The sequence below is a fragment of the Pseudomonas sp. p99-361 genome (assembly GCF_003935475.1).
GTDB classification, from domain to species: domain Bacteria; phylum Pseudomonadota; class Gammaproteobacteria; order Pseudomonadales; family Pseudomonadaceae; genus Aquipseudomonas; species Aquipseudomonas juntendi.
The window spans coordinates 17,387-42,232 of the sequence record NZ_RHQO01000033.1 but is presented as its reverse complement, the minus strand read 5'-3'; the positions used below and the strand labels follow the sequence as shown (position 1 = coordinate 42,232).

The 24,846-nt window shown below is 62.9% G+C and carries 22 protein-coding genes; 18 read left to right on the top strand and 4 right to left on the bottom strand.

Features of this window, described 5'->3' with window-relative positions; all coding sequences use genetic code 11:
- Positions 1 to 44: 44 nt before the first annotated feature.
- The 5 genes from eppA to EGJ22_RS15765 all read left to right on the top strand — a co-directional run bounded on the left by eppA (position 45) and on the right by EGJ22_RS15765 (position 4,572).
- Positions 45 to 221 carry an EPS-associated small membrane protein EppA gene (eppA, locus tag EGJ22_RS26170; RefSeq protein ID WP_009682731.1) on the top strand — a complete coding sequence of 59 codons (177 nt, stop codon included), beginning with the start codon at positions 45 to 47 and terminating at the stop codon, positions 219 to 221.
- Between the two features lie 253 nt (positions 222 to 474).
- Positions 475 to 1,032 carry a polysaccharide biosynthesis/export family protein gene (locus tag EGJ22_RS15780; protein WP_029885424.1) on the top strand — a complete coding sequence of 186 codons (558 nt, stop codon included), beginning with the start codon at positions 475 to 477 and terminating at the stop codon, positions 1,030 to 1,032.
- Between the two features lie 24 nt (positions 1,033 to 1,056).
- On the top strand, positions 1,057 to 2,172 hold the full coding sequence (locus tag EGJ22_RS15775) for a hypothetical protein (protein ID WP_029885425.1): 1,116 nt from the start codon (positions 1,057 to 1,059) through the stop codon (positions 2,170 to 2,172).
- 19 nt (positions 2,173 to 2,191) lie between these two features.
- Positions 2,192 to 3,754 carry a Wzz/FepE/Etk N-terminal domain-containing protein gene (locus EGJ22_RS15770; protein WP_029885426.1) on the top strand — a complete coding sequence of 521 codons (1,563 nt, stop codon included), beginning with the start codon at positions 2,192 to 2,194 and terminating at the stop codon, positions 3,752 to 3,754.
- Positions 3,755 to 3,765: 11 nt separating this feature from the next.
- Positions 3,766 to 4,572 (top strand): CpsD/CapB family tyrosine-protein kinase, encoded by an 807-nt coding sequence (locus EGJ22_RS15765; protein WP_009682735.1) that lies wholly within the window; start codon positions 3,766 to 3,768, stop codon positions 4,570 to 4,572.
- Between the two features lie 148 nt (positions 4,573 to 4,720).
- Here EGJ22_RS15765 and galE read toward each other — a convergent pair whose 3' ends face one another.
- The 3 genes from galE to EGJ22_RS15750 all read right to left on the bottom strand — a co-directional run bounded on the left by galE (position 4,721) and on the right by EGJ22_RS15750 (position 9,894).
- Entirely contained in the window at positions 4,721 to 5,698 is a 978-nt protein-coding gene (gene galE / locus EGJ22_RS15760) for a UDP-glucose 4-epimerase GalE (RefSeq protein ID WP_029885427.1), read from the bottom strand.
- 63 nt (positions 5,699 to 5,761) lie between these two features.
- Complete coding sequence (locus EGJ22_RS15755) at positions 5,762 to 8,362, bottom strand: cellulase family glycosylhydrolase (protein WP_029885428.1); 2,601 nt, start codon at positions 8,360 to 8,362, stop codon at positions 5,762 to 5,764.
- A gap of 5 nt (positions 8,363 to 8,367) precedes the next feature.
- Positions 8,368 to 9,894, bottom strand: coding sequence for an O-antigen ligase (locus tag EGJ22_RS15750; RefSeq protein ID WP_029885429.1), 1,527 nt, complete (start codon positions 9,892 to 9,894; stop codon positions 8,368 to 8,370).
- Between the two features lie 201 nt (positions 9,895 to 10,095).
- On the opposite strand from EGJ22_RS15750, the gene EGJ22_RS15745 reads away from it, so the two are divergent.
- The 12 genes from EGJ22_RS15745 to EGJ22_RS15690 all read left to right on the top strand — a co-directional run bounded on the left by EGJ22_RS15745 (position 10,096) and on the right by EGJ22_RS15690 (position 22,168).
- A complete protein-coding gene (locus EGJ22_RS15745; protein WP_009682740.1) occupies positions 10,096 to 11,472 on the top strand; it encodes an oligosaccharide flippase family protein in 1,377 nt (458 codons plus the stop codon).
- Positions 11,473 to 11,517: 45 nt separating this feature from the next.
- Positions 11,518 to 11,712: a hypothetical protein gene (locus tag EGJ22_RS15740; protein ID WP_029885430.1), complete on the top strand. Its 195-nt coding sequence runs from the start codon at positions 11,518 to 11,520 to the stop codon at positions 11,710 to 11,712.
- Positions 11,709 to 13,175: a GMC oxidoreductase gene (locus tag EGJ22_RS15735; RefSeq protein ID WP_029885431.1), complete on the top strand. Its 1,467-nt coding sequence runs from the start codon at positions 11,709 to 11,711 to the stop codon at positions 13,173 to 13,175. Before EGJ22_RS15740 ends, EGJ22_RS15735 begins: the two co-directional genes overlap by 4 nt.
- A gap of 103 nt (positions 13,176 to 13,278) precedes the next feature.
- A complete protein-coding gene (locus EGJ22_RS15730) occupies positions 13,279 to 13,896 on the top strand; it encodes an acyltransferase (protein ID WP_009682743.1) in 618 nt (205 codons plus the stop codon).
- Positions 13,889 to 14,845 carry a glycosyltransferase family 2 protein gene (locus EGJ22_RS15725; RefSeq protein WP_009682744.1) on the top strand — a complete coding sequence of 319 codons (957 nt, stop codon included), beginning with the start codon at positions 13,889 to 13,891 and terminating at the stop codon, positions 14,843 to 14,845. Before EGJ22_RS15730 ends, EGJ22_RS15725 begins: the two co-directional genes overlap by 8 nt.
- A gap of 8 nt (positions 14,846 to 14,853) precedes the next feature.
- On the top strand, positions 14,854 to 15,378 hold the full coding sequence (locus tag EGJ22_RS15720) for a serine O-acetyltransferase (RefSeq protein ID WP_029885432.1): 525 nt from the start codon (positions 14,854 to 14,856) through the stop codon (positions 15,376 to 15,378).
- 5 nt (positions 15,379 to 15,383) lie between these two features.
- Positions 15,384 to 16,361 (top strand): glycosyltransferase family 2 protein, encoded by a 978-nt coding sequence (locus tag EGJ22_RS15715; RefSeq protein WP_029885433.1) that lies wholly within the window; start codon positions 15,384 to 15,386, stop codon positions 16,359 to 16,361.
- A gap of 9 nt (positions 16,362 to 16,370) precedes the next feature.
- Positions 16,371 to 17,375, top strand: a complete 1,005-nt coding sequence (locus EGJ22_RS15710; RefSeq protein WP_029885434.1) for a VirK/YbjX family protein — start codon at positions 16,371 to 16,373, stop codon at positions 17,373 to 17,375.
- Positions 17,376 to 17,424: 49 nt separating this feature from the next.
- On the top strand, positions 17,425 to 18,627 hold the full coding sequence (locus EGJ22_RS15705) for a glycosyltransferase family 4 protein (protein ID WP_009682748.1): 1,203 nt from the start codon (positions 17,425 to 17,427) through the stop codon (positions 18,625 to 18,627).
- Entirely contained in the window at positions 18,624 to 19,811 is a 1,188-nt protein-coding gene (locus EGJ22_RS15700; RefSeq protein ID WP_029885435.1) for a glycosyltransferase family 2 protein, read from the top strand. The genes EGJ22_RS15705 and EGJ22_RS15700 overlap by 4 nt, the downstream gene beginning before the upstream one ends.
- Positions 19,811 to 20,569, top strand: a complete 759-nt coding sequence (locus tag EGJ22_RS15695) for a WecB/TagA/CpsF family glycosyltransferase (RefSeq protein ID WP_029885436.1) — start codon at positions 19,811 to 19,813, stop codon at positions 20,567 to 20,569. The genes EGJ22_RS15700 and EGJ22_RS15695 overlap by 1 nt, the downstream gene beginning before the upstream one ends.
- Positions 20,570 to 20,746: 177 nt before the next feature.
- On the top strand, positions 20,747 to 22,168 hold the full coding sequence (locus EGJ22_RS15690) for an undecaprenyl-phosphate glucose phosphotransferase (RefSeq protein WP_029885437.1): 1,422 nt from the start codon (positions 20,747 to 20,749) through the stop codon (positions 22,166 to 22,168).
- A 29-nt stretch (positions 22,169 to 22,197) separates the two neighbouring features.
- Here EGJ22_RS15690 and EGJ22_RS15685 read toward each other — a convergent pair whose 3' ends face one another.
- Positions 22,198 to 23,139, bottom strand: coding sequence for a LysR substrate-binding domain-containing protein (locus EGJ22_RS15685; RefSeq protein WP_009682752.1), 942 nt, complete (start codon positions 23,137 to 23,139; stop codon positions 22,198 to 22,200).
- 146 nt (positions 23,140 to 23,285) lie between these two features.
- Between EGJ22_RS15685 and EGJ22_RS15680 the strand changes: the two genes are divergently transcribed.
- Positions 23,286 to 24,662 (top strand): L-serine ammonia-lyase, encoded by a 1,377-nt coding sequence (locus EGJ22_RS15680; protein WP_029885438.1) that lies wholly within the window; start codon positions 23,286 to 23,288, stop codon positions 24,660 to 24,662.
- Positions 24,663 to 24,846: the final 184 nt, after the last annotated feature.

The following is a 24,846-nucleotide window of genomic DNA, read 5'->3' as shown; positions in this document are numbered from 1 at the left end:
CCTCGCCAATAACTCATTGATTTTCCTGTTTAAAGGAAGGGCGTATGCGCACGACTCTGATAATCAAATCGATGTTCTTGCTGGTGCTCTTGAGTGGCGCTGCGCGCGCAGCCGATTCCTATATCAGCCAGAACAGTATCATTCCTGTTTCAACGGCTGGCTGGTTCTTTGCGTTCGCTGTTGTCGGTTTTGTGGCGGTGGCCAACCGCCGGAAAATCTGAATACCCTTTGCCGCAAGTCGCGGGGTGGGGTTTCGTCGCTGGCTTGTTAATTCACCAACCGTTGCTATATTCCCTGTAGCCCATGAAGGTCCATGGTTTCAGGCACCGCAGCCCAGGCTGCACAGCGTCAAGGTAAGGGCCTCCAGGAAGGTCGAGGCCGTCGCGGCAGTGGTGGGTCGCGAAGCGGAGCGAGAGTTGGTGCGTTGTTCTCATACAGTGCTCTTTGTCGGGCCATTTGGCCGGAGGGACCCTCATGATGCGTTCATTGTTTGCCGCGTTCTGCTTGTTGACGGTGTGGTCGAGTGCCAGTTGCGCCGATACCGGCAGCTCTGCGTATTTGCTCAGCCCTGGCGATGTGGTGATGGTATCGGTCTGGCAGGAAGACAGCTTGCGCCAGGAAGCGACCGTACTACCCGATGGCAGTATCACTTTCCCACTGGCCGGGCGCATCAATGTTGCCGGGCTCGATGTAACCGCAGTCGAAAAGCAAGTGGCTGCCAAACTTGAAAAATACCTTCCCGACCCGAATGTCAGCGTTGTCGTCAAGAGCATCGCCGGCAACCTGGTCTATGTCCAGGGCAAAGTGATCAAGCCGGGGCCAGTGCAAATGGCCGGGCCGACCGCCGTGTTGCAGGCGCTGAGCATGTCGGGTGGCCTGGACAAGTTTGCCGACGAAAGCGAGATCAAGGTAGTTCGTGGCGCAGGCGCTTCCCAAAAGATCTTGCCCGTGCGATATAAGGACCTGGTGTCTGGGCGCGATATGTCCACCAACATCCAACTTCAGGCTGGCGACACGCTGGTCGTTCCTTGATCTTGCCTTTAATAAGAACATTTAATGCCACTTCTCAGAACAACTAGCATTGCAACGGCAATCTTGGTCTTGCCGTTTACGGAATCGGCCCTGGCGGCAAATTGGCAGTCTACGGTGGTGGTGCCGACATCCGTCGAGTACGACAGCAACCCGTTGTTGCTGACGTCGGGCGAGAAGGGCATCACGCGCACGATCATCGCGCCCGATTACACCCTGATCGGCACCTTCGACCGTGACGAACTGAGACTGGGGCTGGGCATGAATGTGTTGCGCTCGTCCGACACCAACGTAGTCGATAATCGCGAGGACCCTGACATCAGCCTGGGCTGGCAGCGCACCACCGAGCGCGGGCGTTTTGGCCTGGTGGCACGCTACAACGAAAGCTCGACGCTGTCGGGCACTGTGCTGGATACCGGGGTGATCACCACCGATGGCACGCAGAAGCTCTACACCCTGACCGGCAACTGGAGCCAGGCGGTTACCGAGCGCAGTACCTTGAGCAACGAAACCACCTACAGCCGCGCCCGGTATGACGTCAGCACGCTGACGGGTTACAACGAACTGGCCAACGTTTTTACCTGGACCTATGCCTGGAGCGAGCGCGCCGATGTGTATACCCGCTTCGGCGCGCGGCGCTACGAGCCCGAGCAGGACCTGACCGCCACCGCTTCCAACAGTTACACCCCGGCTGTGGGCATCAAGTACCGACTGGCCGATGGCCTGAGTGCCGATGCCCACATTGGTGTCAACCAGGTGTCGGGCGATGAAGGCGGCCGACGCGGGGAGGGTGGGGTGGCGTTGCTCTATACCGGTGTGCGGGCCGATGCCAGCTTCACCGCCGAACGCAGCACGGTGGCCAGTGCCGAAGGCGGCTTCGCCGAGCTGGACCAGGTACGCGGGGTGTGGAGCTATGCCGTTACCGAGCTGACCCGGGTGGGCGCAGACGCTGCCTGGCAAGACAGCAAAGGGCAGTCACCGAACACACTGCAAACGTACAGCGTATGGGCCAGCCGAGAGTTCTCGCCGTATTGGGACCTGCGCCTGTCGCTGATGTACAAGGAACGCCAGCAGGACCACGTACCGGATGCAACCGCAACCATCGTGGGTTTGACGTTGACGTACAGGTACCCCGACATCTGAACTTCAGGCAGGTGGCCCCATGAAGTCTGACTACGAGCTATCCCTCAGAGATTACATCGCCATAATCAAGGACCGAGCCCTGGTGCTAGGGGTGAGTGCCGTAGTCATTCTGGCCGCGACCGTGGCGGTGGCCTTGATGGTGCCGCCGATCTACCAGTCGACCGGCACTATCCTGGTGGAGTCACAGCAGATTTCGCCCGAGCTGGTATCAACCAACACCACCAGTTTTGCCGATGAACGCATCGAGGTGATCCGCCAGCGTGTCATGACCCGCGAGAACCTGCTGCGCATCATCGACAAGTACGACCTGTTCGCCGACAAGCGTCTTGGCGAAAGCGACAAAATCGACCAGATGCGCAACGCCATCGTGGTCGAGACCCTTACCACGTTCGTGCGCGGCAGGGGCGAGGCGACCGTGGCCTTCAATGTGTCGTTCGAGCACAAGCAGCCGCAAGTGGCCAAGCAGGTCGCCGATGAGCTGGTATCGCTGTTCCTCAACGAAAACCTCAAGCAGCGTACCGAGCGGGCCAACGAAACCACCGAGTTTCTTACCCAGGAAGCCAACAAGCTGGGCGCTGAGCTGGCCAGCCTGGAAAACCAGCTGGCCGATTTCAAGCAGGCACATGCCAATGCACTGCCCGAGCACCAGACGCTGCGCATGAACATGCTGTCGCGTTCGGAGCTGGAGTTCCGTGAGGTCGACCGGGACTACAAGGCGGCGCAGGAAGAGTTGCGTTACCTGGAGCTCGAACTGTCGGCGGCCAATGCCGGCCTGGCGACCAAGGCTGCCGATGGCGCGCGCCCTGCCGCTGCCGACCAGGCCCAGGACCTGCCAAGCCTGAAGGCAGAGTACGCCCGGCTGTTGACCCGTTACAAGGAAGCCCACCCCGATGTGGTGGCGGTCAAACGCAAGATTCAGGCGCTGGAGGCCAGTGGTGGTCGCACCAGCACTGCGTCTTCGGTCAGCCTGGATGTTGCCCGGGTACGCGCCAAAATGAGCGCCACCCAGGAACGCATCGCTTCGCTGGCCGAGCAAAAGCGCGAGCTGACCCGAAAAATGGAAGGCTATGAAGCCGAGATCCTGGAAGCGCCGCAGGTCGAGCGTGGCTTGGTCACCCTGATGCGTGACCACGACAACGCACGCAAGAAATACGAAGAAATCCGCGCCAAGGAAATGAGTGCGAAAATCACCGAAAGCCTGGAGCAGGAAAACAAAGCCGAGCGCTTTGTGCTGCTGGAGCCGCCCCTGTTGCCCGAGAAGCCGATCAAGCCTAACCGCAAGAAGATCGCCGCGCTGGGGCTGGTTCTGGCGCCGGCCGGTGGCGGCGCGCTGGTCATGTTGCTGGAAATGCTCAACCAGCGGGTGCGGGGCGTTGGTGCTCTGGAGAACCTGCTGGGCAAACGGGTGTTGGTGGCACTGCCGTATATCGAGACGCGGGCCGATGTGGCCAGGCGCAAACGCTGGCGTAACCGCTTGATCGTGGCGGCCTTGGCGCTGGCGGCTATCATGATAGTGCTGGTGCACGTGTACTACATGCCACTGGATGTGCTGCTGTACAAAGTCATGTCGCGGTTCGTATAGGGAATGCAGTGATGGACAGGACCAAGCCGGCTGTTGGCAACACTATTCATCAGGTCACACCGGGTACCCCTCAGCCGCTGTCGCCGGCCCCTGGCACGGCGCTGGCGGAGGTGCCGGGGCAGTTCGACTACGTCAACACCAAGGTGGTGCCACTGCATCCAGACCACCTGGAGCGCAACCGCATTGTGGCGTTCAACAAGAACTCGAACATGAACGGGCCGATCGACCTGTTGCGCACCCAGGTGTTGCGGCTGATGGACGAGAACGGCTGGCGCACCCTGGCCATCACCTCGCCCACGCCGGAGGCAGGCAAAACCGTGTTGGCGGTCAACCTGGCCATGAGTATTGCCCACCACACCACCAAGACCGCCTTGCTGGTGGACTTCGACCTGCGCCGGCCTAAGGTGGGGAGCACATTGGGGCTGCCGATGGAGCATGCACTGAATGAGTTCCTGAACGACAAGTCGCCACTGCAGGACTGCCTGGTCAACCCGACCTTGCCGCGCTTCGTGGTGCTGCCGACCCGGGTGCCGGTGCCGTTGTCGACCGAGGTGTTGTCGTCGCCCAAGGTGAGTAACCTGATTGGCGAGTTGCGCAACCGCTACGAGTCGCGCATCTGCATTTTCGACCTGCCGCCGTTGCTGAGCTCCGACGACGCGATCACCGTCATACCCAAGTTCGATTGTGTATTGCTGGTGGTGGCCAATGGCATGAACAACAAGAAAGAAATCGAGGACTGCCTGCACCATCTGGCAGGGGTCAACCTGATTGGTACGGTGTTGAACAAGGCTGACGAACAGCCGCGTACCTATTACTGAGGCGACGCAAAGTTACCGCGGGTGAACCCGCCCCCACAATGAATAGCGCAGGCTTTTCAAATTTTCAGAAAGACAGTTGATCCTCAACGGGCGGTGTCGCTGTGGCTAGCGACGACTGTGGAGCAAATGCGGCCCGTGCTGTTCTCGGCTACCGCCCCTGGCGTATGGCCCAGGGGTACTGCAACTCCCACTGCCACGCATGCCGGACGATCTGCTCCAGCGCGGCGAACTCCGGCCGCCAGCCCAGCACTTGCAGCGCTCTGCTGGCATCGGCCACCAACCGCGGCGGGTCGCCGGCGCGGCGGGCGGCGTCCAGTGTGTCGATCTGCCGCCCGGTTACCCCACGCGCGGTATCAATCACCTGCTGCACCGAAAAGCCCAGGCCATTGCCCAGGTTGAACGCAGTACGCTCCCCACCCGCCAGCAGGTAGTCCACCGCCAACGCATGCGCCGTGGCCAGGTCCGACACATGCACATAATCGCGAATACAGGTGCCGTCCGGGGTGTCGTAGTCGCGGCCAAATACCGTGACCGCCTCGCGCCGCCCCGATGCCGCCTGCAGGATCAACGGGATCAGGTGGGTTTCCGGCTCATGCCGCTCACCCAACTGGCCCTCCGGGTCGGCCCCGGCAGCGTTGAAGTAACGCAGGCAAACCGACTTCAAACCATAGGCGCGGTCGAAGTCCTCGAGAATCTGCTCGACCATCCATTTGCTCAAGCCATAGGGGTTAATCGGCTGTTTGCCATGCGCTTCGTCAATAGGCACATACAGCGGGTTGCCATACACCGCAGCGCTCGACGAAAACACCAGGTACTTGATGCCGGCGTTGACCATGGCCTGCAGCAGCGCGAGGGTGGCAGCCACATTGTTCTGGTAATACTTGCCGGGTGCGCTGACCGATTCACCCACTTGAATGAACGAGGCAAAGTGAAACACCGCGTCGAAACGAACAACACCGAACAACACATCCAGTGCGGCTTCGTCGGCAATGTCGAGCTTGGCCCATTGAACCCCGGGGCCAGGTGAAACCAGGTCCGCCACCACCACCTCATGGCCGGCGCCCAGCAGGTGCTTGACCATGTGTGAGCCAATGTAGCCGGCGCCACCGACAACCAGGCATTTCATGCGCACCCCCTGTGACCTGCTGTTTTAGCGACGCAGTGAATCGAGCGTAGATGGCCATGTGCCCTATTTCAAGAACAGCCAGTTGGACATGTAGCTGCCGTCGAAGGTCAGGGTGTAGTGCCCGTTGTCGTAGGCCACAGGCAGCGCCTTCAACTGCGCCTGCGCATCGCGGGCGTACAGCTTCAGGCCGGCAGGCGCCTGGATGGTCAGGCGGCCTTCCAGCGGCTCGACATTGAACGGTGTCTTGTCATCGGGCTTGGGCATGGCCCGGGTGCCCAGCGCCACCAGCAGGTCCCGCGACTGCCCCAGCGGTTTGTCGTCCAGGCTCTGCACCACGACACTGGCATAGGGCGTAGTCGCCTGCACCTGCACAGCGCCCAGGCTGATCGAACGCCCCCCCAGCCAGCCGGTGGCAGCCTGGGTGAGCGGCGTGTCGATGGTGTAAAGGCCTTGTTGCCAGTTACGCCTGAGCTCGCCCGTGTCGGTGGTCGATTCGCTGGCATCCGCCGGCAATAGCGATTCACCGGGGTCTTGCAGCACGTGCGCACCGCTTGGGATGGCAGCAGGTTTCAGCCAGGGCAGCTGCGGCGTTTGCGGCAGGGCGATCTGCAAGCGGCCCTTTTCCATGGCAGTACGCAGCAGTGGTGAATTGCGCGGGGTGATTTCCTGGTTGTACAGGGTGGCTGCCGTCGGGGCGAACACATAGTCGGTAGTGGCCGGCTTCACATCGCCGCGGCGGTAGAGCAGGGCGGCAGCGGGCAGGGTGGCGAGCATGCCAGGGTCGTTGTAGGCGTGCCAGTTGTCTGCCGTGCGCCAACCCGGATTGAACGCCTGTTGGCTGTAGGCATATTGCAGCAGGGCGTCCCAGCCTTGGTGGCTGGCGGTAGCGGCCACGTACAGTGGCAGCGAGTGACGGTCTGGCAGCGGGAACGGCTCGGCGTTCCACTCGGTGACGGTCAGTGGCTTGCCGACCACCTGGGCGGCGCCGATCCAGTCGATCATGCCGTCGCTGGTCAGCGGGTTTTTCTCCAGTTGACCCATGTCCCCATAGCTATGGGCGTCGATCACATCGCCAACACTCAGTGCCGGCAGCGCACTCAGGCCGTTGCCGCCCCAGGTGCTGGTGGTGGCGATCGGCACTTTTACGCCCACGCTGCGCAGGTGGGCGATCATGTCGGCATTGAAGCGCTGCTCCAGGTCGTTGAGGAACAGCTTCGATGGCCCATGCTCCCAGGCACGCCAAGTCAGGTCGGCGGGCAGGTCGTACTGTTTGGCGAAGGCCTTGGCGGCAGCCATGTAGCGTTCGCTGTGGCGCGGCACATCCTTGTTCGGCATCAGGGCATTGCCGTAGTGCTGAGTCAGGTCGTTCTCGTTGGTGATCAGCACGGCAGCAATGGCCGGGTCGTCTTTGTAGGCCAGCCCCGTGTATGGGTTGACGTGGGTCAGGTACTGTTCGGCGAAGCGCTTCATTGCCTGCTGGATACTGCGGTTGACGTATGCGTAGCCCTTCAGGTCGATGCGCGCTTCGCCTTTGGCCAGTTCGTCGAAGTCTTCGATATTGTCGTTGGCAGTGAGCGCCCGCTGCACATGCATGTCCAGCCAGATGTAGATACCCTCGTCCTTGAGTGCTTTGATCCACAGGTCCAGCTTGCGCAGCGATTCGGCGCTGAGCTGCTGGGTGTCGCGCACCAAGGTACCGTCGCCAAACACATTGGGGCTGACCCAGGGTGAATCGTGATGATGCAGGCGGACCAGGTTGAAACCCAGGGCCGACAAGCGTTTGGCCTGCTGGCGGATCTCCTCGTCGGGGCTTTTGAACAACGCATAGGCCGACAGGTTGGTGCCCCAGAACCGCACGGCGGTGTTGTCGGCAAACACCAGTTGCTCGCCGACCGCCTTGACGAAGCCACGCTTGCCAGCGGGTTTTTCTGCTGCATTGAGGAACGACAAGTCTACCGGCGCGCTGCGCCAGTCCAACTGGTCGTCTGGCCAGCTGGCCGGGTCGGCCAGGCCGAAGCGTTCGGTGGCGGTGGGTGCGAGCTCGATGTCCCCGGTCAGGTTGAGCACGGCCTTGAGCTGTTGCTTGCCGCCAGTGATCGGGTCCTGGTACAGAAACGCGCGCAGCTCAGACGGGTTGCCACGCTCGAAATACACTTTGGCCAAGGGCGGCTCGAAGCGCATTTCGATGCGCCGGCCCTGCTCGGCGTTGCCCCACCACCAGCCGCGGTTGCCTGGCAGCAATTGCGGGGCGCCCATGGCCCCGGTGACCTGCGCAGGGTCGAACTGGAACACCATGCCGCCCCCCATCACCCCGGCCTTGCGGCTGTGTGCATCGAGGTCGAAGGTCCAGCTCAGCGTTTGCGCCTGCTCCTTGCGGATATCCGCGGCCAGGTCGAAGTCCAGTTCCTTGTTCTTGCCCAGCAGGGTGTAGTGGTACGGCCCATTGACCTTGAGGTCGGTGTAGAAGCCGGTCCAGCTCCAGTTGGCGGCCCAGAAATCGAACTTGGCTTTCATCACCGGGCCGCCACCACGGCTCACGGTGGGCAGGCCGGTGTGCTCGTCGACACTGACCTGCCAGGCAGACGCCCAGCCCGGCAATGGCAGCAAGGCCAGGCTGGCGAAGGCCGAAAGGCGGATGAAACCACGCAGGGCGAGCGCATTCATGAACATTACCTGGGTTGGAGGTCGGGTTCGGCCAGTGCCACCGCGGGGCTGGCATGCAGCCGCCGCACCATCTGGGTGTAGGCCACGCCCAGACCGGCGATCGACCAGTACACCACGGGGATGAAGGTGATGCTGCTGACGGTGAAGATGATCACCAGGATGCCGATCAGCGTTGCCAGCAACACGCGGCCGAGCTGTCGTCGTTCGTCGTCCTTGTCCGGGAAGCTGCGCATCGCCTTGCGGATACCGTGCAGCACCACGGCAAAGAACGCCACGAACAGGCCAAGCCCGACCAGCCCCACGCGCAGTGCCAGGTTGATGTAGGTGTTGACGATGTCGATGATGCCTTCACCCTGGATCATCGCCTGCATTTCCGGGGTGTTGCGGAAGTCGAACGAGCCGAACAGCGGATTGCGCTGGATGACGATCCACGAGTTGTCCATCAGCCGCTCGCGGTAGGTGATGTTTTCCTTTTCGATATTGCCGATGTAGGGCAGCAGGTCCAGCACCTTGTCACCGCCCGGTACCACCGTCAGCAACGGCAGCGCCAGCATGCCGGCCGCCCCCAGCAGCGCCAGGCGCCTGACCGCACCTTTGCCCAGCGCGATGAACACCACCACGATGACCACTGCGCCAATCCACGGCCCACGGGACAACGGCGCGAACAGGCCGGCCGCCAGCAGCAGGGCGCCCATGGCCCTGTGCAAGGGCCGCTGCACGTAACCCTGCACGAACAGGAACAGGCCAATCGCCACGCTCATTACATAGCCCAGTGCAATCGCCTGACCGGTGGTGACACTGGCGCGCAGGGCGCCGCCACGGCTCAGGTAGCCCGACATGCTCCAAGGCACGCCCATGGCATCGACCAAGGCGCTGTACAGCAACCAGTGGCGCACGTATTCGGCAACCGCGATCAGGGCCATGACGAAGGAGGTGAGCACGAACGCCAGCATCGCGTCCTTGAAGTCGCTGAGCTGGCGCAGGCCACGGCTGGCCACGTAGTACGGCAGGAATACGTCGACATACAGGTACAGGGCCTGGCGCAAGGTATCGGTCAGGGTGGTCTCGCGCAGGTACAGCACGCTCATCAGCACCAGCCCGGCGGCCAGCAGCCGGTCGGCCCAGGTGCGCCCAAAGCGCACGCTGTCGGGGTGCCGGCGCAGCTCCAGCGCAGCCGGCAGCAGCACGCACAGCGTCAGCAGGCGAATGTGGTTCAGGTCGACCAGGTAATTGACAACGCCGAAGCCTGGCACTTGCACCGAGGCCGGCGGGATCAGGAACAACAGCATGTAGAACAGCGCCATGGGGTTGTGCTCGCGGCGCCGTGCCAGCAACAGGATGGCCGCACCCGCACCCAGGTACAGCCAGAAGCTGTGCGAGACGAACGCCAGCACGGTAAGCAGGAACCACAAATTGCGCCGGCGCTTGTAATCGCTGAGCGGAATCAGGTCGGTGGCCGGCCGCCGCGCCAACAGGAAGACCACGCTCGCCAGAAACAGAATGACGATCAACGCACGAAAATGTTCAGGCATCGGCTATGTGCACCTTTCCTTCGGTGGGCAAACGGCGGCTGCCCTGTCGCGGAACTACACTGTCTTCGGGCGAGTGGCAACGCCGGCCGGGCTCCCAAGACGCCGCCAGGCGGTGAGGCGCTGAGTTCCGTGCCAGGGCACTAGCATCGTGGCTAATTGAAACTATAGTGACTTTTAGCCAATCAGTCAGAGAATGAATTCATGCCGTCGATTGATGTGTCAGCCTCCGCGAGCCTGCGCAAGCGGGCCATGCGGGCCGGGTCGTGGAACCTGGTCTCGCAGGTGGCTTCACAGGTCATGCGCCTTGGCGGCAACCTCATCATGGCGCGGCTGTTGCTGCCGGAAATGTTCGGCGTCATGGTCATCGCCACCACCGTTTCGGTCCTTCTGCATCTGCTGTCCGATGTTGGCCTGCGCCAGAACATCATCCAGAGCCACCGTGGCGACGACCCGGACTTTCTCAATACGGCGTGGACCGTGCAGATCATCCGCGGCTTCGTGCTGTTCGCCCTGACGCTGCTGCTGGCCCTGGCGGCCTGGGTGGCGCAGTACCAGCAGTTGTGGCCGGCAGACTCCACCTATGCCGCCCCTGTGCTGCCGATGGTGCTGGCGGTTACCGGCCTGTCGGCGCTGATATGGGGCTTCCAATCCACCAAGATCGATGTTGCGGTGCGTACCTTCCAGCAGAAGCGCGTGGTGCTGGTCGACCTGGCCTCGCAACTGGCCGGGCTGGTGGTGATGCTGGTACTGGGCGTGCTGACCCACTCGATCTGGGCCCTGGTCATCGCGGGCCTGGTCTCGGCGGTGGCCTGGACTGTGCTGGGCCACACCGCGCTGGAGGGCCCGCGCAACCACTTGCGCTGGGACCGTACGGCACTCACCGAACTGATCGTGTTCGGCCGCTGGATCCTGTTGTCGTCGATGGTCGGCGTACTGGCCATGTACGGTGACCGTATCTGGTTTGGCGCCAGCATGTCGGCGGCGCAATTGGGGGTGTACTCCATTGCCGTGCTCATCCTTGGCGCGGTTCAGACGGCGCTGATGAAGATCGTCGGCGCCGTGGCGCTGCCAGCGTTCAGCGAGGCGGCCAGGGCCGACGACAAAGCGCGGCTGAAGACCCTGTATTACCGCTTCCGTTTGCTGGTCGACCTGCTGGTGCTGTTCATTTGCGGGGGCTTCCTCACAGCCAGCCCACTGCTGATTGGCTGGATGTACGATGACCGCTACCAGGAAGCTGGCCAAATGCTGGCGATTCTTTCGCTGTCCTTCATCGTATTGCGCTATACCTTGGCTCATCAGGTATGGATTGCGTTGGGCCTCACCAAATACCAGGCCATGGACAACATCATCCGCCTGGTTTCGCTGTGGGGGCTCCTGCCGCTGTTGCTGGCGCTGGGAGGTGTGCAATGGGCGATCTGGGGGGTGGCCCTGCACACGGTGCCGACGCTGGTACTGGTTGTTCATGTCAATCGCAAGCTGGGCATCTTCAGCCTCAAACGTGAGCTGGTGGTGCTACCGATGCTGCTGGTGGGGGCGCTGTGCGGGGCGTTGCTCACGGCCTTCTTCAACTGGCTGTAGGGCTGCGTGCTGGGTGTAACTTTCATGGGGACAGGTCACAGGATCATGGGGAAGCTCACTTTTTGTACTGCGCAGTTGGGTCGTAGAGGCTTTCTCCAGAGTTGCGTGCTGCTGGGCGTGGGCAGCGCGGCGTTCGGCGCCACGGCGGTGTTTGCTGGCAAACCGGTTGAAAAGCCAGGGTTCGTGGTGATCAACGGCTGGGTACTGCCGTCCGGCTATTTTCGGAACCAGCCAGCATGATCCAGGACTATGAGCAGCAGAAGACGCTGCGCGATAACTACGATTTCTGCATCATCGGGGCTGGCCCTGCGGGGATCACCCTTGGCCTGCGCCTGGCGGCAGCCGGCTGGAACGTGTTGCTGGCCGAAGGTGGGGGGCGTGAGTACGCCCCGCATTCGCAAGCCCTGTACGCTTGCCCCTCGACCGGCCTGGAGCTGTATGCCGAGGAAACCCGCCTGCGTTACCTGGGCGGCACGTCCAACCATTGGGCCGGCCGGTGTCGGCCCTTCACGGCTTCCGATTTCGCCGTGGCCCCACCGGGTGAGTTGCCGGGTTGGCCGATTGCCTATGCGGAGATCGAGCCCTACCTGCCGGTGGCCATGGATATCGTCGACCTGCCCGCCGGGGCGGATTTTCGTGCACTGAACACCGCGCTCGAGGGTGGCGACTTCGAAGCTGACCGTTTCCTGCTCAGCACCCCGACCCGCTTTGCCCAGAAATACGCCACGGCGCTGGAGCAGACCAAGGGCCTGGACCTGTTCATCAATTGCAACTGCGTGGACCTGGAATTCGACCAGGCATCCGGCCACCTGGCGGCGGTGGTGCTGTCGGACTACCAGCGCAATCGCCAGCGTTTGGTGGCCCGCAACTTCATCCTGGCCACGGGGGCCATCGAGAATGCCCGACAGTTGCTGAACAGCCAGTCCCTGGTGGCTGCGGGGGTGGTCAACAAGGAAGGCCTGGTTGGCGCGTGCTTCATGGAGCACCTGAACATCGAGATGGGCACCTTCATCCTCAAGTCCGGGCAAGACCCGGAGCCGCGCCAGTACTACACCACCGATGCCTTCCTCGCCGAATACCAGGCCGGCAAAGGCAACGTCACCACAGCCTTGTTGGCCGATGTGCAAACCTATGGCCGCACTGCCGAGGTCAAGCATTTTCTCGAGAACCTGGCCTGCGACATGGGGATTTCCAGCAAGATCGAGTTCGTGGCCAAGTTCAGCTGCCCCGGTGACGGCGTGATCAGTACCATGATCGAGCAGTTCCCCAACCTGCACAGCCGCATTTCGCTGCTCGACGAGCACGACGCGCTGGGGGTGCCGAAGGTCAGCGTGAACTGGGTGCTCAGTGCCGATGACCGCCACACCGTCAAGTGCATCGGTACCGAACTGGCCAAGCAGTTCGCTGACACGGGCCTGGGCTTCGTCAAACTCAACGAGTTTGTCTATGACACCTCGATACCGCTGAAAATGGCGCCCCATGCCCACCACATGGGTACCACGCGCATGGCCGCGTCAGCGCAAACGGGCGTCGTGGACGGCAACTGCCGGGTGTTCGGCACGCAAAACCTGTATGTCGCCGGCAGCAGTATTTTTGCCAAGGGCGGCGCCTCCAACCCGACCATGCCGCTGTTGCAGTTCGCCGTGCGGCTGGCCGACCACCTTGACGCGAAGATGAGGACGGAAAGCGGCGCCGCCGCGTGAACCATGTTGTACACAGGTTGAGTGCGTAGTGGTCAGCATCTAGAAGAACGAGACCGCATCGCCTCAGGGCATTCGAGCCGTATTGATCGCGAGGCCAGGAAGGATGATGGGATGGATACGCAAGGCAGTGGCACATTACGCACATGCAACCGGGCGCGGAGGCACGTTCTACCGCCGGTTCTGCAGGCCGTCGGGGCTGGAGTGGGGCGCCTACCTCAAACGATGGGGCAACTTTCACTCGGTAGGCGACAATTTCTTCGTCAATGCCGGCTGCAAGTTCCTCGACCCGTCACTGGTGCGTATCGGCAACAGCGTGGGGTTGTCCGACTGCACGTTGATCGGCCACGACGGGGTGGTCTTGCTGATCGAACACCGGTTTGGCAAACACCTTGATTCGGTCGGTTTCATCGACATCAAAGACAACTGCTTCATCGGCCACGGTGCGATCATCATGCCGCGGGTGACCATCGGCCCCGAGTCCATCGTCGCGGCAGGGGCGGTGGTCACCAAGGACGTGCCACCGGGCACCGTCTACGGCGGCAACCCGGCCGTGTTCATCTGCACCACCGAGGCGCTGGTCAAACGGGTCGAGGCACGCTGCGAAGCCTACCCGTGGATCGACCTGATCAAACAGCGCGACGGCGCCTACGACCCCACGGTTGAGCCGCAACTGATGGCGCAGAGGCGCCAGTACTTCTTCGGGGATGGCAATAATGGCTAGCAAACCGGTCGACGTGATGGTGGTCAATTTCAACACCGCCGGGTTGCTGCAGCCAATGTTCGATGCCTTGCGCTGCGCAGGCAGCGAACACCTGGCCAGTTACCTGGTGGTGGACAATGCCTCCGTCGACGACTCGCTGCAGCGCATGGCCGAGGTTTGCCCGGAAGCAGTGTTGCTAAGCAATAAGCACAACGTGGGTTTTGGCCGCGCCAACAACCAATTGCTGGCCCACCTGCAAGGCAAGTATGCATTGTTGCTCAACACCGATGCGTTCGTGGCCGCCGATTCCCTGCAAAAAACCCTCGACTACATGGATGCCCACCCGGACTGCGGCGTGCTGGGGGTACGCCTCGAGGGCCGAGAGGGGGACCTGCAACCCAGCTGCCGCTATTTTCCCACGCCGCTGAACGTCTTCGTCGGGCGTACTGGCCTGGGGCGCCTGTTCCCTGGGCTGAAAATGGTCGACGACATGGACTGGGACCACGCTTCGGTCCGCGAATGCGACTGGTTGCCCGGTTGCTTCTACCTGGTACGCCGCGAAGTGCTGGACCAGGTAGGCCTGTTCGATCCGCGCTACTTTCTTTATTACGAGGAAGTCGACCACTGCAAGCGGGTCAAGCAGGCCGGCTGGAAAGTGGTGTTCTACCCACATACCACGGTGGTCCACATAGGGGGTGAAAGCTCCAAGTCAGTCACCGAGCTGGAAGCTGCCAGCCGGCAGATTTCCGCCTACCAGATCGAGAGCGAGCTGCTGTATTTCCGCAAGCACCATGGCTTGGCCGGGCTGGCGTTGCATATGCTGCTGGTGACCGTGGGCGACCTGGTGCTGGCACTCAAAGCGCTGTTGAAACGACGCGGCCGGGGCGCGATACAGGCCTGCTGGCGTCATTGCCGGGCGACCTGGTCACTGCTGTTGCAGACCCGTTACGCCAGCCAACCGACAAGGTAGCTACCGTCATGTTCGAGAATATTCGCGCCGACCTGCGGGCCCATGGTGGCGACTGGGGCGCCCAGGGATTCTGGGTATTGCTGGTGTACCGCTTCGGCCGCTGGCGCTACGGCGTGCGCCCGGCGCTGCTGCGCAAGCTGTGCTCACTGGTGTACAAGGTGTTGTTCAAGTTCGTGCAGATCATCACCGGGGTGGAATTGCCTTGCGAGGCGGTGATCGGCCGCAATTTCGTCATCGACCATTTCGGTGGCATCGTGGTCAGCGGCTACGCCCGGTTCGGCGACGACTGTCGCATCCGCAATGGCGTGGTAGTGGGCCTGAAAAATGTCGACGAGCCCATCGCCCCGGTGTTCGGCAACAACGTCGACATCGGTACGGGTGCCAAAATACTGGGCAGCATTCGCATCGGCAACAACGTGATCATTGGTGCCAATGCCGTGGTGCTGGTGGATGTGCCGGACAACTCCCTGGCCGTCGGTGTACCGGCAGTCATCAAGGCCCGGCACCTGGTGGCCCCGGCGGCGGTCGAGTGAGGCCCTTGGCGATGCAGACCGGCGTGGTGGTCATTGGCCGCAACGAGGGCCAGCGCTTGGAGCGCTGCCTGCGCTCTCTGGCCCATGGGGCCGACAAGGTCGTGTATGTAGACTCGGGCTCCAGCGACGGTTCGCAACAACTGGCCGCTGCCTTGGGCGTCGAGGTGCTGGCGCTGGACATGGGCACCCCGTTCACCGCGGCAAGGGCGCGTAACGAAGGCTTTGCCGTGTTGCAGCGGTTGCTGCCCGCCATGCACTGGGTGCAGTTCGTCGATGGCGACTGCGAAGTGGATGCCCGCTGGCTGGCCACCGCCCAGGCGTTTCTGGCCACACACCCCGCGGTGGCGGTGGTGTGTGGCCGGCGCCGCGAACGCTTCGCGCAGCGCTCGGTGTACAACCTGTTGTGCGACCTGGAATGGGATACCCCGATCGGCGAGGCCAAGGCCTGCGGCGGTGACGCGTTGATGCGGGTAGACGCTTTCGTCGCCGTGAGCGGTTTTCGGCCTGACCTGATCGCTGGGGAAGAACCGGAGCTGTGCGTGCGCTTGCGCGCCAAGGGCTGGAAAATCTGGCGCCTGGATGCCGAGATGACCTTGCACGACGCCGACATGACCCGGTTCAGCCAATGGTGGCGGCGCAGCCTGCGTGCCGGGCATGCCTACGCCGAGGGCGCCTATCTGCACGGGCAGACTCCCGAGCGGCACTGGTTGCGCGAGTCGCGCCGGGCCTGGGTGTGGGGCCTGGGCATTCCCGTGTCGATCGTGCTGGCCTGCCTGCTGGTGGGCGGCTGGGGCTTGGGGTTGTTGTTGATCTACCCGTTGCAGGCCATGCGCCTGGCGCAGCGGGGCAACAGGTCGCCGCGCGAAAACTGGCTGCAGGCCGTGTTTCTGGTATTGGGCAAGTTCCCCGAAATGCTCGGCCAGCTGAAGTTTCTGCGCCACCGCCTGGCGGCTGGCAAAGCGGCTTTGATCGAGTACAAGTGAGAGAGGCCCATGATGCTCGGCACCCTCGTGAAAAGCGTGTTTACCCTGCAACCCGGTTACTCGTTGCGGGCATTGCACAACAAGTACAAGTTGAGCCTGCAGATGGCCAGGCATTGGCCGCAGCTGAACACCTTCATGCAGCGCCTGACCGCGGCGCTGGGCCAGCCGGGGTTGCAGCGGCTGGGCGTTGACTGCATCGGTGTCGTGCAATGGCCCTATATCAGCCAGCACTGGCAGGCGCCGCAGCGCCTCGATGCAGTGGCCTCGCACTTCGAGCTGGTGGCCCGGCATTTTCCTGGGCTGTTGCTGTTGGGCCGGGACGACAGCCTTGCCCTGTGTGACCTGGGTAGCTATTCGCCGGGCTGCTGTCTGGTGCTCGACCGGCCGATCTGGTTCAAGCGCGAAGGCGAGCTGGTGCTCAACCTGTTCCAGGGTGACCTGCGTGTGGCATCCCTGGCGTTCACCCTGTGCCAGGGGCCGGCCGGCATCGGTTTGTACATCGGCGCAGTGCAGGGCATCCATAAAGGCATCGACAGCGACACCTCGCTGGCCATCTACCGCGACCTGACCAAAGACTTCGAGGGGTTGCGCCCGCGCAGCTTGCTGCTGGAGGCGTTGAAGTGCTTGGCCAGAACGTTGGGGGTCGCGCGGTTGTACGCCGTGAACGATGCCAGCCGGCATCACCGCCACGCTTATTTTGGCCGTGACAAGGGCCAGGAGCTGGCGGCCAACTACGATGCTATCTGGCAGGAGCATGGTGCCAGCGCTTCGGAGCATGCCGATTTCTACAGCCTGCCATTGGCGCCGGCGCAGCGTGCCGAGGCCGACATTCCGGCAAAGAAACGGGCGATGTATCGCCGTCGCCAGGCATTGCTCGACGATGTATTCACCCGCTTGCAAGCAGCTTTGCCAAGCAATGGTGCCAACCTTGGACTACAAGGAACACAGGGGGATGCATTTGCTATGAGTGCATCGGCAGTAGGCAGGCCGCCGGTAGTCGACAGCCTGAAGTAAAGGTTGCCTGGGGCGGTTGGTCATCAAGCGGGTTTGGATCTGGGTTCATATGCGCATTGCTTATTTCATCAATCAGTACCCGAAGGTCAGCCACAGTTTTATCCGCCGCGAGATCCTGGCGCTGGAGCGCCAAGGGGTAGAGGTGCAGCGCCTGGCACTGCGTGGTTGGGACGCCGAGGTGCAGGATGCCGAGGACGTGGCCGAGCGGGGCAAGACCCGCTACGTGCTGCAAGGCGGGCTGAAACAGCTGTTGCGGCCCATGTGGCAGGTATTGCGCGCGCAGCCGCGGCGCTTTGGCCGGGCGCTGTGGCTGGCACTGCGGCTTGGCCGCCGGGCGGACCGCGCCTGGCCCTATCACCTGGTGTATCTGGCCGAAGCCTGCCAGGTGCTGCAGTGGCTGCAGGCAGGGCAGGCGCAGCATGTGCACGCGCACTTTGGCACCAACTCTACCGAAGTGGTCATGCTGGCCAACATGCTGGGCGGGCCCGCCTACAGTTTCACCGTGCACGGCCCCGAAGAGTTCGACAAGCCGCAGTTCCTGCACCTAGGGGAAAAGGTCCGGCGCGCCGCTTTTGTCGCGGCGGTCAGCTCGTATGGGCGCAGCCAGCTGCTGCGCTGGGTGGCCCACGAGCACTGGGCCAAGGTCAAGGTGGTGCATTGTGGGCTGGAGCGCGCGTTCCATGCGGTGCCTGCGGTAGAGGCGCCCGCGGCGCCACGCCTGGTGTGCGTTGGGCGCCTGTGTGAGCAGAAAGGCCAGTTGTTGCTGCTGGAGGCCGCGCGCCGGCTGGCGGCCCAGTCGCAGGCTTTTGAGCTGGTGCTGGCCGGTGACGGTGAAATGCGCGAGCAGATCGAGGCCTTGATTGCCCGCCACGGCCTGCAGCAGCACGTACGCATTACTGGCTGGATCAGCAGTGCACAGGTGCGCGACGAGATCCTCGCTGCCCGCGCTCTGGTATTGCCCAGCTTTGCCGAGGGCCTGCCGGTGGTGATCATGGAGGCCATGGCCTTGCGCCGCCCGGTGCTGACCACGTTTGTTGCCGGGATCCCGGAACTGGTCAGGCCCGGCGAGAACGGCTGGCTGTTCCCCGCAGGCGCGGTGGACGAGCTGGCAGCGGCCATGGCCGAGTGCCTGGCGCAACCTGCCGAGGTGTTGCAGCGCATGGGCCAGGCGGCCTACGAACGGGTACTGCAACGGCACGACATCGACACCGAGGCGGCCAGGCTGGCCGGCTACTTCAAGGCATTCGCATGATAAGTGTATTAGCGTGGTTGCTGGGCCTGCTGACGGTCATCGTCCTGGTGCCGGTGTTGGTGTTTTCGCTGCAGGTATTGCTGGCTTGCCTGCCCGCACGCAGGCCGCCACCGTGCACCACGGCGCGGCCAACGCTTGCGGTGCTGGTGCCGGCGCACAACGAGGCCTCGATCATCCAGGCCAGCCTGGCGAGCATCGTGCCGCAACTGCTCGAGGGTGACCGCTTGCTGGTAGTGGCCGACAACTGTTCCGACACCACGGCGCAGCTGGCCCGCGAAGCGGGGGCCGAAGTGGTGGAGCGGTATGACGCCCAGCTGCGCGGCAAAGGCTATGCCCTGGACTTCGGCGTGCGCCATCTGGCGCGCCAGCCCCCTGAGGTAGTGATCGTGGTGGATGCCGATTGCCAGGTCGGCGAGGGCGCCATCGATATCCTGGCTCGGCGTTGCCGTGAAACGGCGCGCCCGGTGCAGGCGCTGTACCTGATGCGGGCACCCGTAGGGGCCGGGCTGAAAGTGCAGGTCGCCGAATTTGCCTGGCGGGTGAAGAACCTGGTTCGCCCGCGTGGCTGGGCGCGGTTGGGCTTGCCTTGCCAGTTGATGGGCGCCGGCATGGCCTTCGGCTGGCACGACCTGCGCCAGGTCAACCTGGCCAACGGCCATCTGGTCGAGGATGTGAAGCTCGGGCTGGATCTTTGCCAGCAAGGCAAGCCACCGCTGTTCTGCCCCGAAGCCTTGGTGACCAGCCAGTTCCCGCTCAGCCCGCAAGGGCTCAACAGCCAGCGTACGCGCTGGGAGCACGGCCACCTGGGGTTGATGCTGACCGATGGGCCCAAGCGGGCGCTGGCTGCCATCACCCAGCGCAATGGTGCCCTCGCGGCGATGACCCTGGACCTGGTGGTATCACCCTTGGCGTTGCTGGTGTTGGCGCTGCTGGGGTTCAACCTGCTGACCTGGCTGGTTTACCTGGTAACCGGGCTGGCGGCACCTGCAGGGTTCGCCCTGCTGGGGCTGGGGTTGCTCGGCGTGGCAGTGGTGGTGGCCTGGGCGCGCTTCTGTCGGGAGCTGATACCGTTCTCGGTGTTGCTGTACGCACCGTTCTACGCAGCCAGGAAAATCCCCCTCTACCTGGGCTTTCTGATCAAGCGCCAGGTCGAATGGGTGCGCTCGAAACGGGATGACGACTGATGAGCCAGCGGCAATGGCAGCAACGCTGGGGGCGCCTGGTCGGGCAGCTGTATGTGGTCGCCGACGAAAACGCCGTGCAGCGCCTGCTCGAGCACCTTACAACCCCGAACGAAGCGACGGTGCTGGGGTTCGTCAATGCCCACGCAATGAACCTGGTGGTGCGCGACGGGGGTTATTGCCAGGCACTGTGGGCAGCCGATGTGTTGCTGCGCGATGGCTCCGGCATGGCGATCCTTTACCGCCGCCTGGGCCTGGAGCCTGGCCTGAACATGAACGGTACCGATTTCATTCCCAGGCTGCTGGCGGCCTACCGGGGGCGCAAGGTGGCCTTCTGGGGCACGCGGCAACCCTATCTGCGCCAGGCGGTGCAGCACTGCGCCGACACCTTCGGCGTGGCGCCGGTGTCGGTTCACGACGGCTTTGCCACTGTCGATACCTACTTGCAATTGGCGCGCGAGCATCAACCCGAACTGATCGTGCTGGGCATGGGCATGCCCAAGCAGGAAGCGGTCGCCGCACAGTTGGCCGGCATCAGCGGCCCCTGCCTGATCGTGTGTGGTGGGGCGATCCTGGACTTTCTGGGCGGCAAGGTCAGCCGCGCCCCCGGCTGGCTGCGGGCGGTTGGCGGCGAGTGGTTGTATCGGCTGTGCCGTGAGCCCAGGCGCCTGTTCATGCGCTACGTGGTGGGCAACCCGCTGTTTCTGCTGCGCACGTTGCTGTATCGGCGGGCGAGCGCTGCGGCCAGGCGCACGCTGTGAATCGGCCAAAAGCTGTGGCAGCACGTATTCCGGGCCCGCCTGTGGCAGCTGGCTGCTACAGTGATATCAATGGTTTGGACGCTGCGCGCTTCGCCGCGTGCGGCGCTGCAGGGCTGTGATTCAAGACTGGTTGTTGGCTGTAAGGCACTTGCCACGCTCCAATTGATGAGGTCTGAAATGGTTTTCGAACCCAGAAGCAGTCGTTCCTTACTCCAGCGCCGAAGCAGTGTCAGCAACGCCATCCAGGCCGGCCTCGACGGCATTGCCGTGACGGGTATCGCCTGGTACCTGATCTATGACCAGTTCGGCTACATCACCTCCGATTACGTGATCATGCTGCTGTTGCTGATCGGCGCACTGGCGGTCATCTATGATCATTACGCGATCTACCGTACCAACGTCGGGCTTTCGATCAAGGCCTTTCGCCTGTTCAAGGCCTGGTCGGCCACGTTCTGCTTTCTGGTGGTCATGGCATTCCTGACCAAACAGAGCGAAACCTACTCCCGGCTGCTGGTTGGCCAGCTGTTCGTCATCGGTTACTTCGCCCAGTTGTTCCTGCACTTCGCCGTGCGTGAGCTGCAGAAGCGTTTCACCGCACATGCACGCCTGGACAATGCCCTGATCATTGGCAATGGTGACCTGGCCAACTTCCTTTACCAGAAAATCAGCAGCAACCCGTGGTTTGGCGAGCGGGTGCTGGGGTGTGTACTGGTCGACAAGGTTGAACCGCAAGCAGGCGAGGGCGCCGAGGGCAAGCAGCGCCTGCCGGTGCTCGGGCATATTGCCGAGCTTGACGATCTGGTCGCCCGCCACGGCATCCGCACGGTCTACCTGGTGACCCCGCTGGGCGGCTCGGAAGTGATCAACGACGTGTACTTCAAGCTGCTCGATAAGTGCATCGCGGTGAACTGGGTACCGGATATCTTCTCGTTGCGCCTGATCAACCACAGCGTGCGGGAAATTGCCGGCATTCCGGTGCTGACCTTGTCGGAAACCCCGCTCACAGGCATGAGCCTGTTCCTGAAAAACCTCGAGGACCGGGTACTGGCCGCGCTGATCCTGCTGTGTGCGTCGCCGGTATTGCTGGCCGTTGCCCTGGCCATCAAGCTCGACAGCCGCGGCCCGGTGTTTTTCCGCCAGGAACGTACCGGCTGGACGGGTGAGGCGTTTCGTATCTGGAAATTCAGAAGCATGCATGTGCACCAGCCCGAAGGCGGTGTGGTGCAGCAAGCCCAGAAAAACGACCCGCGGTTGACTCGGGTTGGGGCCTTCATCCGCCGTACCAGCCTCGATGAACTGCCGCAGCTGTTCAATGTGCTGACCGGCGAAATGTCGCTGGTCGGGCCACGGCCGCATGCCTTGCAGCACGACACTTTGTATTCCCAGGACATCGTGGATTACTTCGCTCGCCACAACATCAAGCCGGGCATGACCGGCCTGGCCCAGGTGCGCGGGTTCCGTGGCGAGACCAAGGACATCGAACAGATGATCCAGCGGGTGGACTCCGACATCGAGTACATCAACAACTGGTCGTTGTGGCTGGATTTCGTGATTCTGGTACGCACGTTGAATGCGTTCACCGGTAAACAGGCCTATTGATTGTCATACGGCAGGTTGCAGAACAGGGCTCATGCGGTATTCAACGGGTGCAATTCGCGAAACCCCCGTGCTTCTTCCACCAGCCAGTCATGTACCGCCCGCGCGCCCGGCTGGGTCAACCCGCCGGGCGGGTAATGCACCACGTAGCGTTTGTGGTTGGCGATCGGTACGCCAAACGGCACGATCAGCGCGCCGCGTTCCAGTTCATCGTTGAGTAGCGTGCGCCGGGCAATGGCGACACCGATACCGGCAATCGCCGCTTCGATGGTCAGGTGGTTGCGGTTGAAGGTGTGCCCGCGGCGTACGTCCAACCCCGTGGCGCCGATCCCGTCCAGGTAGAACTCCCATTCGGCATATTCCGAACTGCCACGCCAGGCGGTGATGTCGTGCAGCAGCGGGTAGTGCACCAGGTCGGCCGGCCCGTGCAGCGGGGGGCGCCCACGCAGCAGTGAGGGCGCGCATACGGGAAAGATCTGCTCGTCCAGCAGCGGCGTGGAGAGCATGCCCGGGTAGCTGCCATCGTTGAGGTCGATGGCCAGGTCGAAGTCGCCCGGGGTCAAGGCCTGGGCACTGTCTTCGGCCACCAGGCGCAGTTCGATGTCCGGGTAGCGCTGCTGGAAACGCGGCAAGCGCGGCGTCAGCCACTTGGCCAGGAACGAGGGGATGGAGCGCACCCGCAAAGTGCCACGAATCTCGCCGGCATCCAGGCGTAGCAGCTCTGCCTCGATGCTGCCGTAGGCGTCGGTCACGGTCTGCGCCAGTCGCTGGCCTTCGGCGCTCAGTTCCACGCCCCGTGCCCGGCGCAGAAACAGCCGGTAACCCAGGCGCTCCTCCAGCTGGCGCATCTGTTGGCTGACCGCCCCGGGGGTGATGTGCAGTTCCTCTGCACAGCGGGTAAAGGACAGGTGCCTGGCGGCGCAGGCAAAAACGTGCAGCCAAACAAACATCTGGCCGTTGAGTTGGCGTCGCATCGTTTAGTCCTGCTAAAGCCTTGCTTAGGAAGTTTCGTTGGTCATTTCAATCGCACAGCGTCAGTATCGCGCAAAATCGCAGCAGCGCCCAATTTCTCCAGATACCCGTGCACTGGCTACCTATCAGCGCATGGTCAGGCATTAGTATGGCTATCAGTGTTTTCGACCTTTTCAAAATCGGCATCGGCCCGTCCAGCTCCCACACCGTCGGCCCGATGCGCGCGGCTGCGACCTTTGCCCAGGCCCTGCGCGAGCAGGGCTTGCTGGGGCGGGTGACGCGCGTTGAAGTGCGCCTGTATGGCTCGCTGTCGGCGACCGGCGTTGGTCATGCCACCGACCGTGCCTGCCTGTTGGGCTTGATGGGGCAATGGCCAGACCGTATCGACCCGGCCACCATCGAATCGCGCATCGGTCAGGTGCTGCAGGAACACTGCCTGATGCTGGACGGCAGCCACCCCGTGGCGTTCGAGTATGCGCAAGACATGCTGCTGCTCGACGAAAACCTGCCGTACCACCCCAACGCCATGCGCGTAGAAGCCATGCACGGGCAAAATAGCCTGTTGTGCCAGACCTATTATTCGGTAGGCGGTGGGTTCATCGTCGAACAGGCCGAAGTCGATGCGCCGAAAACTGCAGAGAACGCCGCCGTGCTGCCCTACGAGTTCGGCAGTGGTGCCCAGTTGCTGAAGCTGTGCCAGGCCCACGGCTTGAGTGTGGCGCAACTGATGATGGCCAACGAGTGCGCCTGGCGCCCGGAAGCCGAGGTGCGCGACGGCCTGCTGCGCATTTGGGCCGCGATGCGTGAGTGCGTGGACAACGGCCTGCGCAACGAGGGCATTCTGCCCGGCGGTTTGCACGTCAAACGCCGTGCGGCGCGGCTGCACCGTAGCTTGCAGGAACTGGGCAAGCCTAATGTGATCGGGTCGACGCTCGGCGCCATGGAGTGGGTCAACCTGTACGCCCTGGCGGTCAACGAAGAGAACGCCGCTGGCGGGCGCATGGTCACTGCACCTACCAACGGTGCAGCCGGTATCATCCCGGCGGTACTGCACTACTACATGAAGTTCAACCCTGGTGCCTGCGACGCGGATGTCGTGGACTTCCTGCTTGCCGCGGCTGCGGTTGGCATCCTGTGCAAAAAGAACGCCTCCATTTCCGGCGCCGAGGTCGGCTGCCAGGGGGAGGTCGGGTCTGCCTGCTCGATGGCGGCCGCCGGCCTGGCCCAGGTGCTGGGCGCGACACCGGCGCAACTGGAAAACGCTGCCGAAATTGCCCTGGAACACAACCTTGGGCTGACCTGCGACCCGGTCGGTGGCCTGGTGCAAGTGCCGTGCATCGAACGCAATGCCATCGCTGCCGTGAAAGCGATCAATGCGGTGCAAATGGCACTGCGGGGCGATGGCGAGCATTTCATTTCGCTCGACCGGGTAATCCGCACCTTGCGTGATACCGGGGCGGACATGCATGCCAACTACAAGGAAACTTCGCGCGGCGGCCTGGCGGTTGCATTCGTCGAATGTTGAGCTAATGCGGGGGGTAGGGGGCTGCTTTGCAGTTCATCGCCGTTCAAGCCCAGCTCCCGTAGGGATCGTATGAGGGCTGACGCGTGTTTGACACAAGATGTGCAGCGCCTGGGAGATCGAGCGCCGCCCGCGCGGCGCATCGCGAGCTGCGCTCGCTCCTACGTTTGTTTCGGGCCAATTATGC

Coding starts and splice junctions, on each gene's coding strand:
- eppA (WP_009682731.1), top strand. CDS start 45: ATGCGCACGACTCTGATAATCAAATCGATGTTCTTGCTGGTGCTCTTG.
- EGJ22_RS15780 (WP_029885424.1), top strand. CDS start 475: ATGATGCGTTCATTGTTTGCCGCGTTCTGCTTGTTGACGGTGTGGTCG.
- EGJ22_RS15775 (WP_029885425.1), top strand. CDS start 1,057: ATGCCACTTCTCAGAACAACTAGCATTGCAACGGCAATCTTGGTCTTG.
- EGJ22_RS15770 (WP_029885426.1), top strand. CDS start 2,192: ATGAAGTCTGACTACGAGCTATCCCTCAGAGATTACATCGCCATAATC.
- EGJ22_RS15765 (WP_009682735.1), top strand. CDS start 3,766: ATGGACAGGACCAAGCCGGCTGTTGGCAACACTATTCATCAGGTCACA.
- galE (WP_029885427.1), bottom strand. CDS start 5,698: ATGAAATGCCTGGTTGTCGGTGGCGCCGGCTACATTGGCTCACACATG.
- EGJ22_RS15755 (WP_029885428.1), bottom strand. CDS start 8,362: ATGAATGCGCTCGCCCTGCGTGGTTTCATCCGCCTTTCGGCCTTCGCC.
- EGJ22_RS15750 (WP_029885429.1), bottom strand. CDS start 9,894: ATGCCTGAACATTTTCGTGCGTTGATCGTCATTCTGTTTCTGGCGAGC.
- EGJ22_RS15745 (WP_009682740.1), top strand. CDS start 10,096: ATGCCGTCGATTGATGTGTCAGCCTCCGCGAGCCTGCGCAAGCGGGCC.
- EGJ22_RS15740 (WP_029885430.1), top strand. CDS start 11,518: ATGGGGAAGCTCACTTTTTGTACTGCGCAGTTGGGTCGTAGAGGCTTT.
- EGJ22_RS15735 (WP_029885431.1), top strand. CDS start 11,709: ATGATCCAGGACTATGAGCAGCAGAAGACGCTGCGCGATAACTACGAT.
- EGJ22_RS15730 (WP_009682743.1), top strand. CDS start 13,279: ATGATGGGATGGATACGCAAGGCAGTGGCACATTACGCACATGCAACC.
- EGJ22_RS15725 (WP_009682744.1), top strand. CDS start 13,889: ATGGCTAGCAAACCGGTCGACGTGATGGTGGTCAATTTCAACACCGCC.
- EGJ22_RS15720 (WP_029885432.1), top strand. CDS start 14,854: ATGTTCGAGAATATTCGCGCCGACCTGCGGGCCCATGGTGGCGACTGG.
- EGJ22_RS15710 (WP_029885434.1), top strand. CDS start 16,371: ATGATGCTCGGCACCCTCGTGAAAAGCGTGTTTACCCTGCAACCCGGT.
- EGJ22_RS15705 (WP_009682748.1), top strand. CDS start 17,425: ATGCGCATTGCTTATTTCATCAATCAGTACCCGAAGGTCAGCCACAGT.
- EGJ22_RS15700 (WP_029885435.1), top strand. CDS start 18,624: ATGATAAGTGTATTAGCGTGGTTGCTGGGCCTGCTGACGGTCATCGTC.
- EGJ22_RS15695 (WP_029885436.1), top strand. CDS start 19,811: ATGAGCCAGCGGCAATGGCAGCAACGCTGGGGGCGCCTGGTCGGGCAG.
- EGJ22_RS15690 (WP_029885437.1), top strand. CDS start 20,747: ATGGTTTTCGAACCCAGAAGCAGTCGTTCCTTACTCCAGCGCCGAAGC.
- EGJ22_RS15685 (WP_009682752.1), bottom strand. CDS start 23,139: ATGCGACGCCAACTCAACGGCCAGATGTTTGTTTGGCTGCACGTTTTT.
- EGJ22_RS15680 (WP_029885438.1), top strand. CDS start 23,286: ATGGCTATCAGTGTTTTCGACCTTTTCAAAATCGGCATCGGCCCGTCC.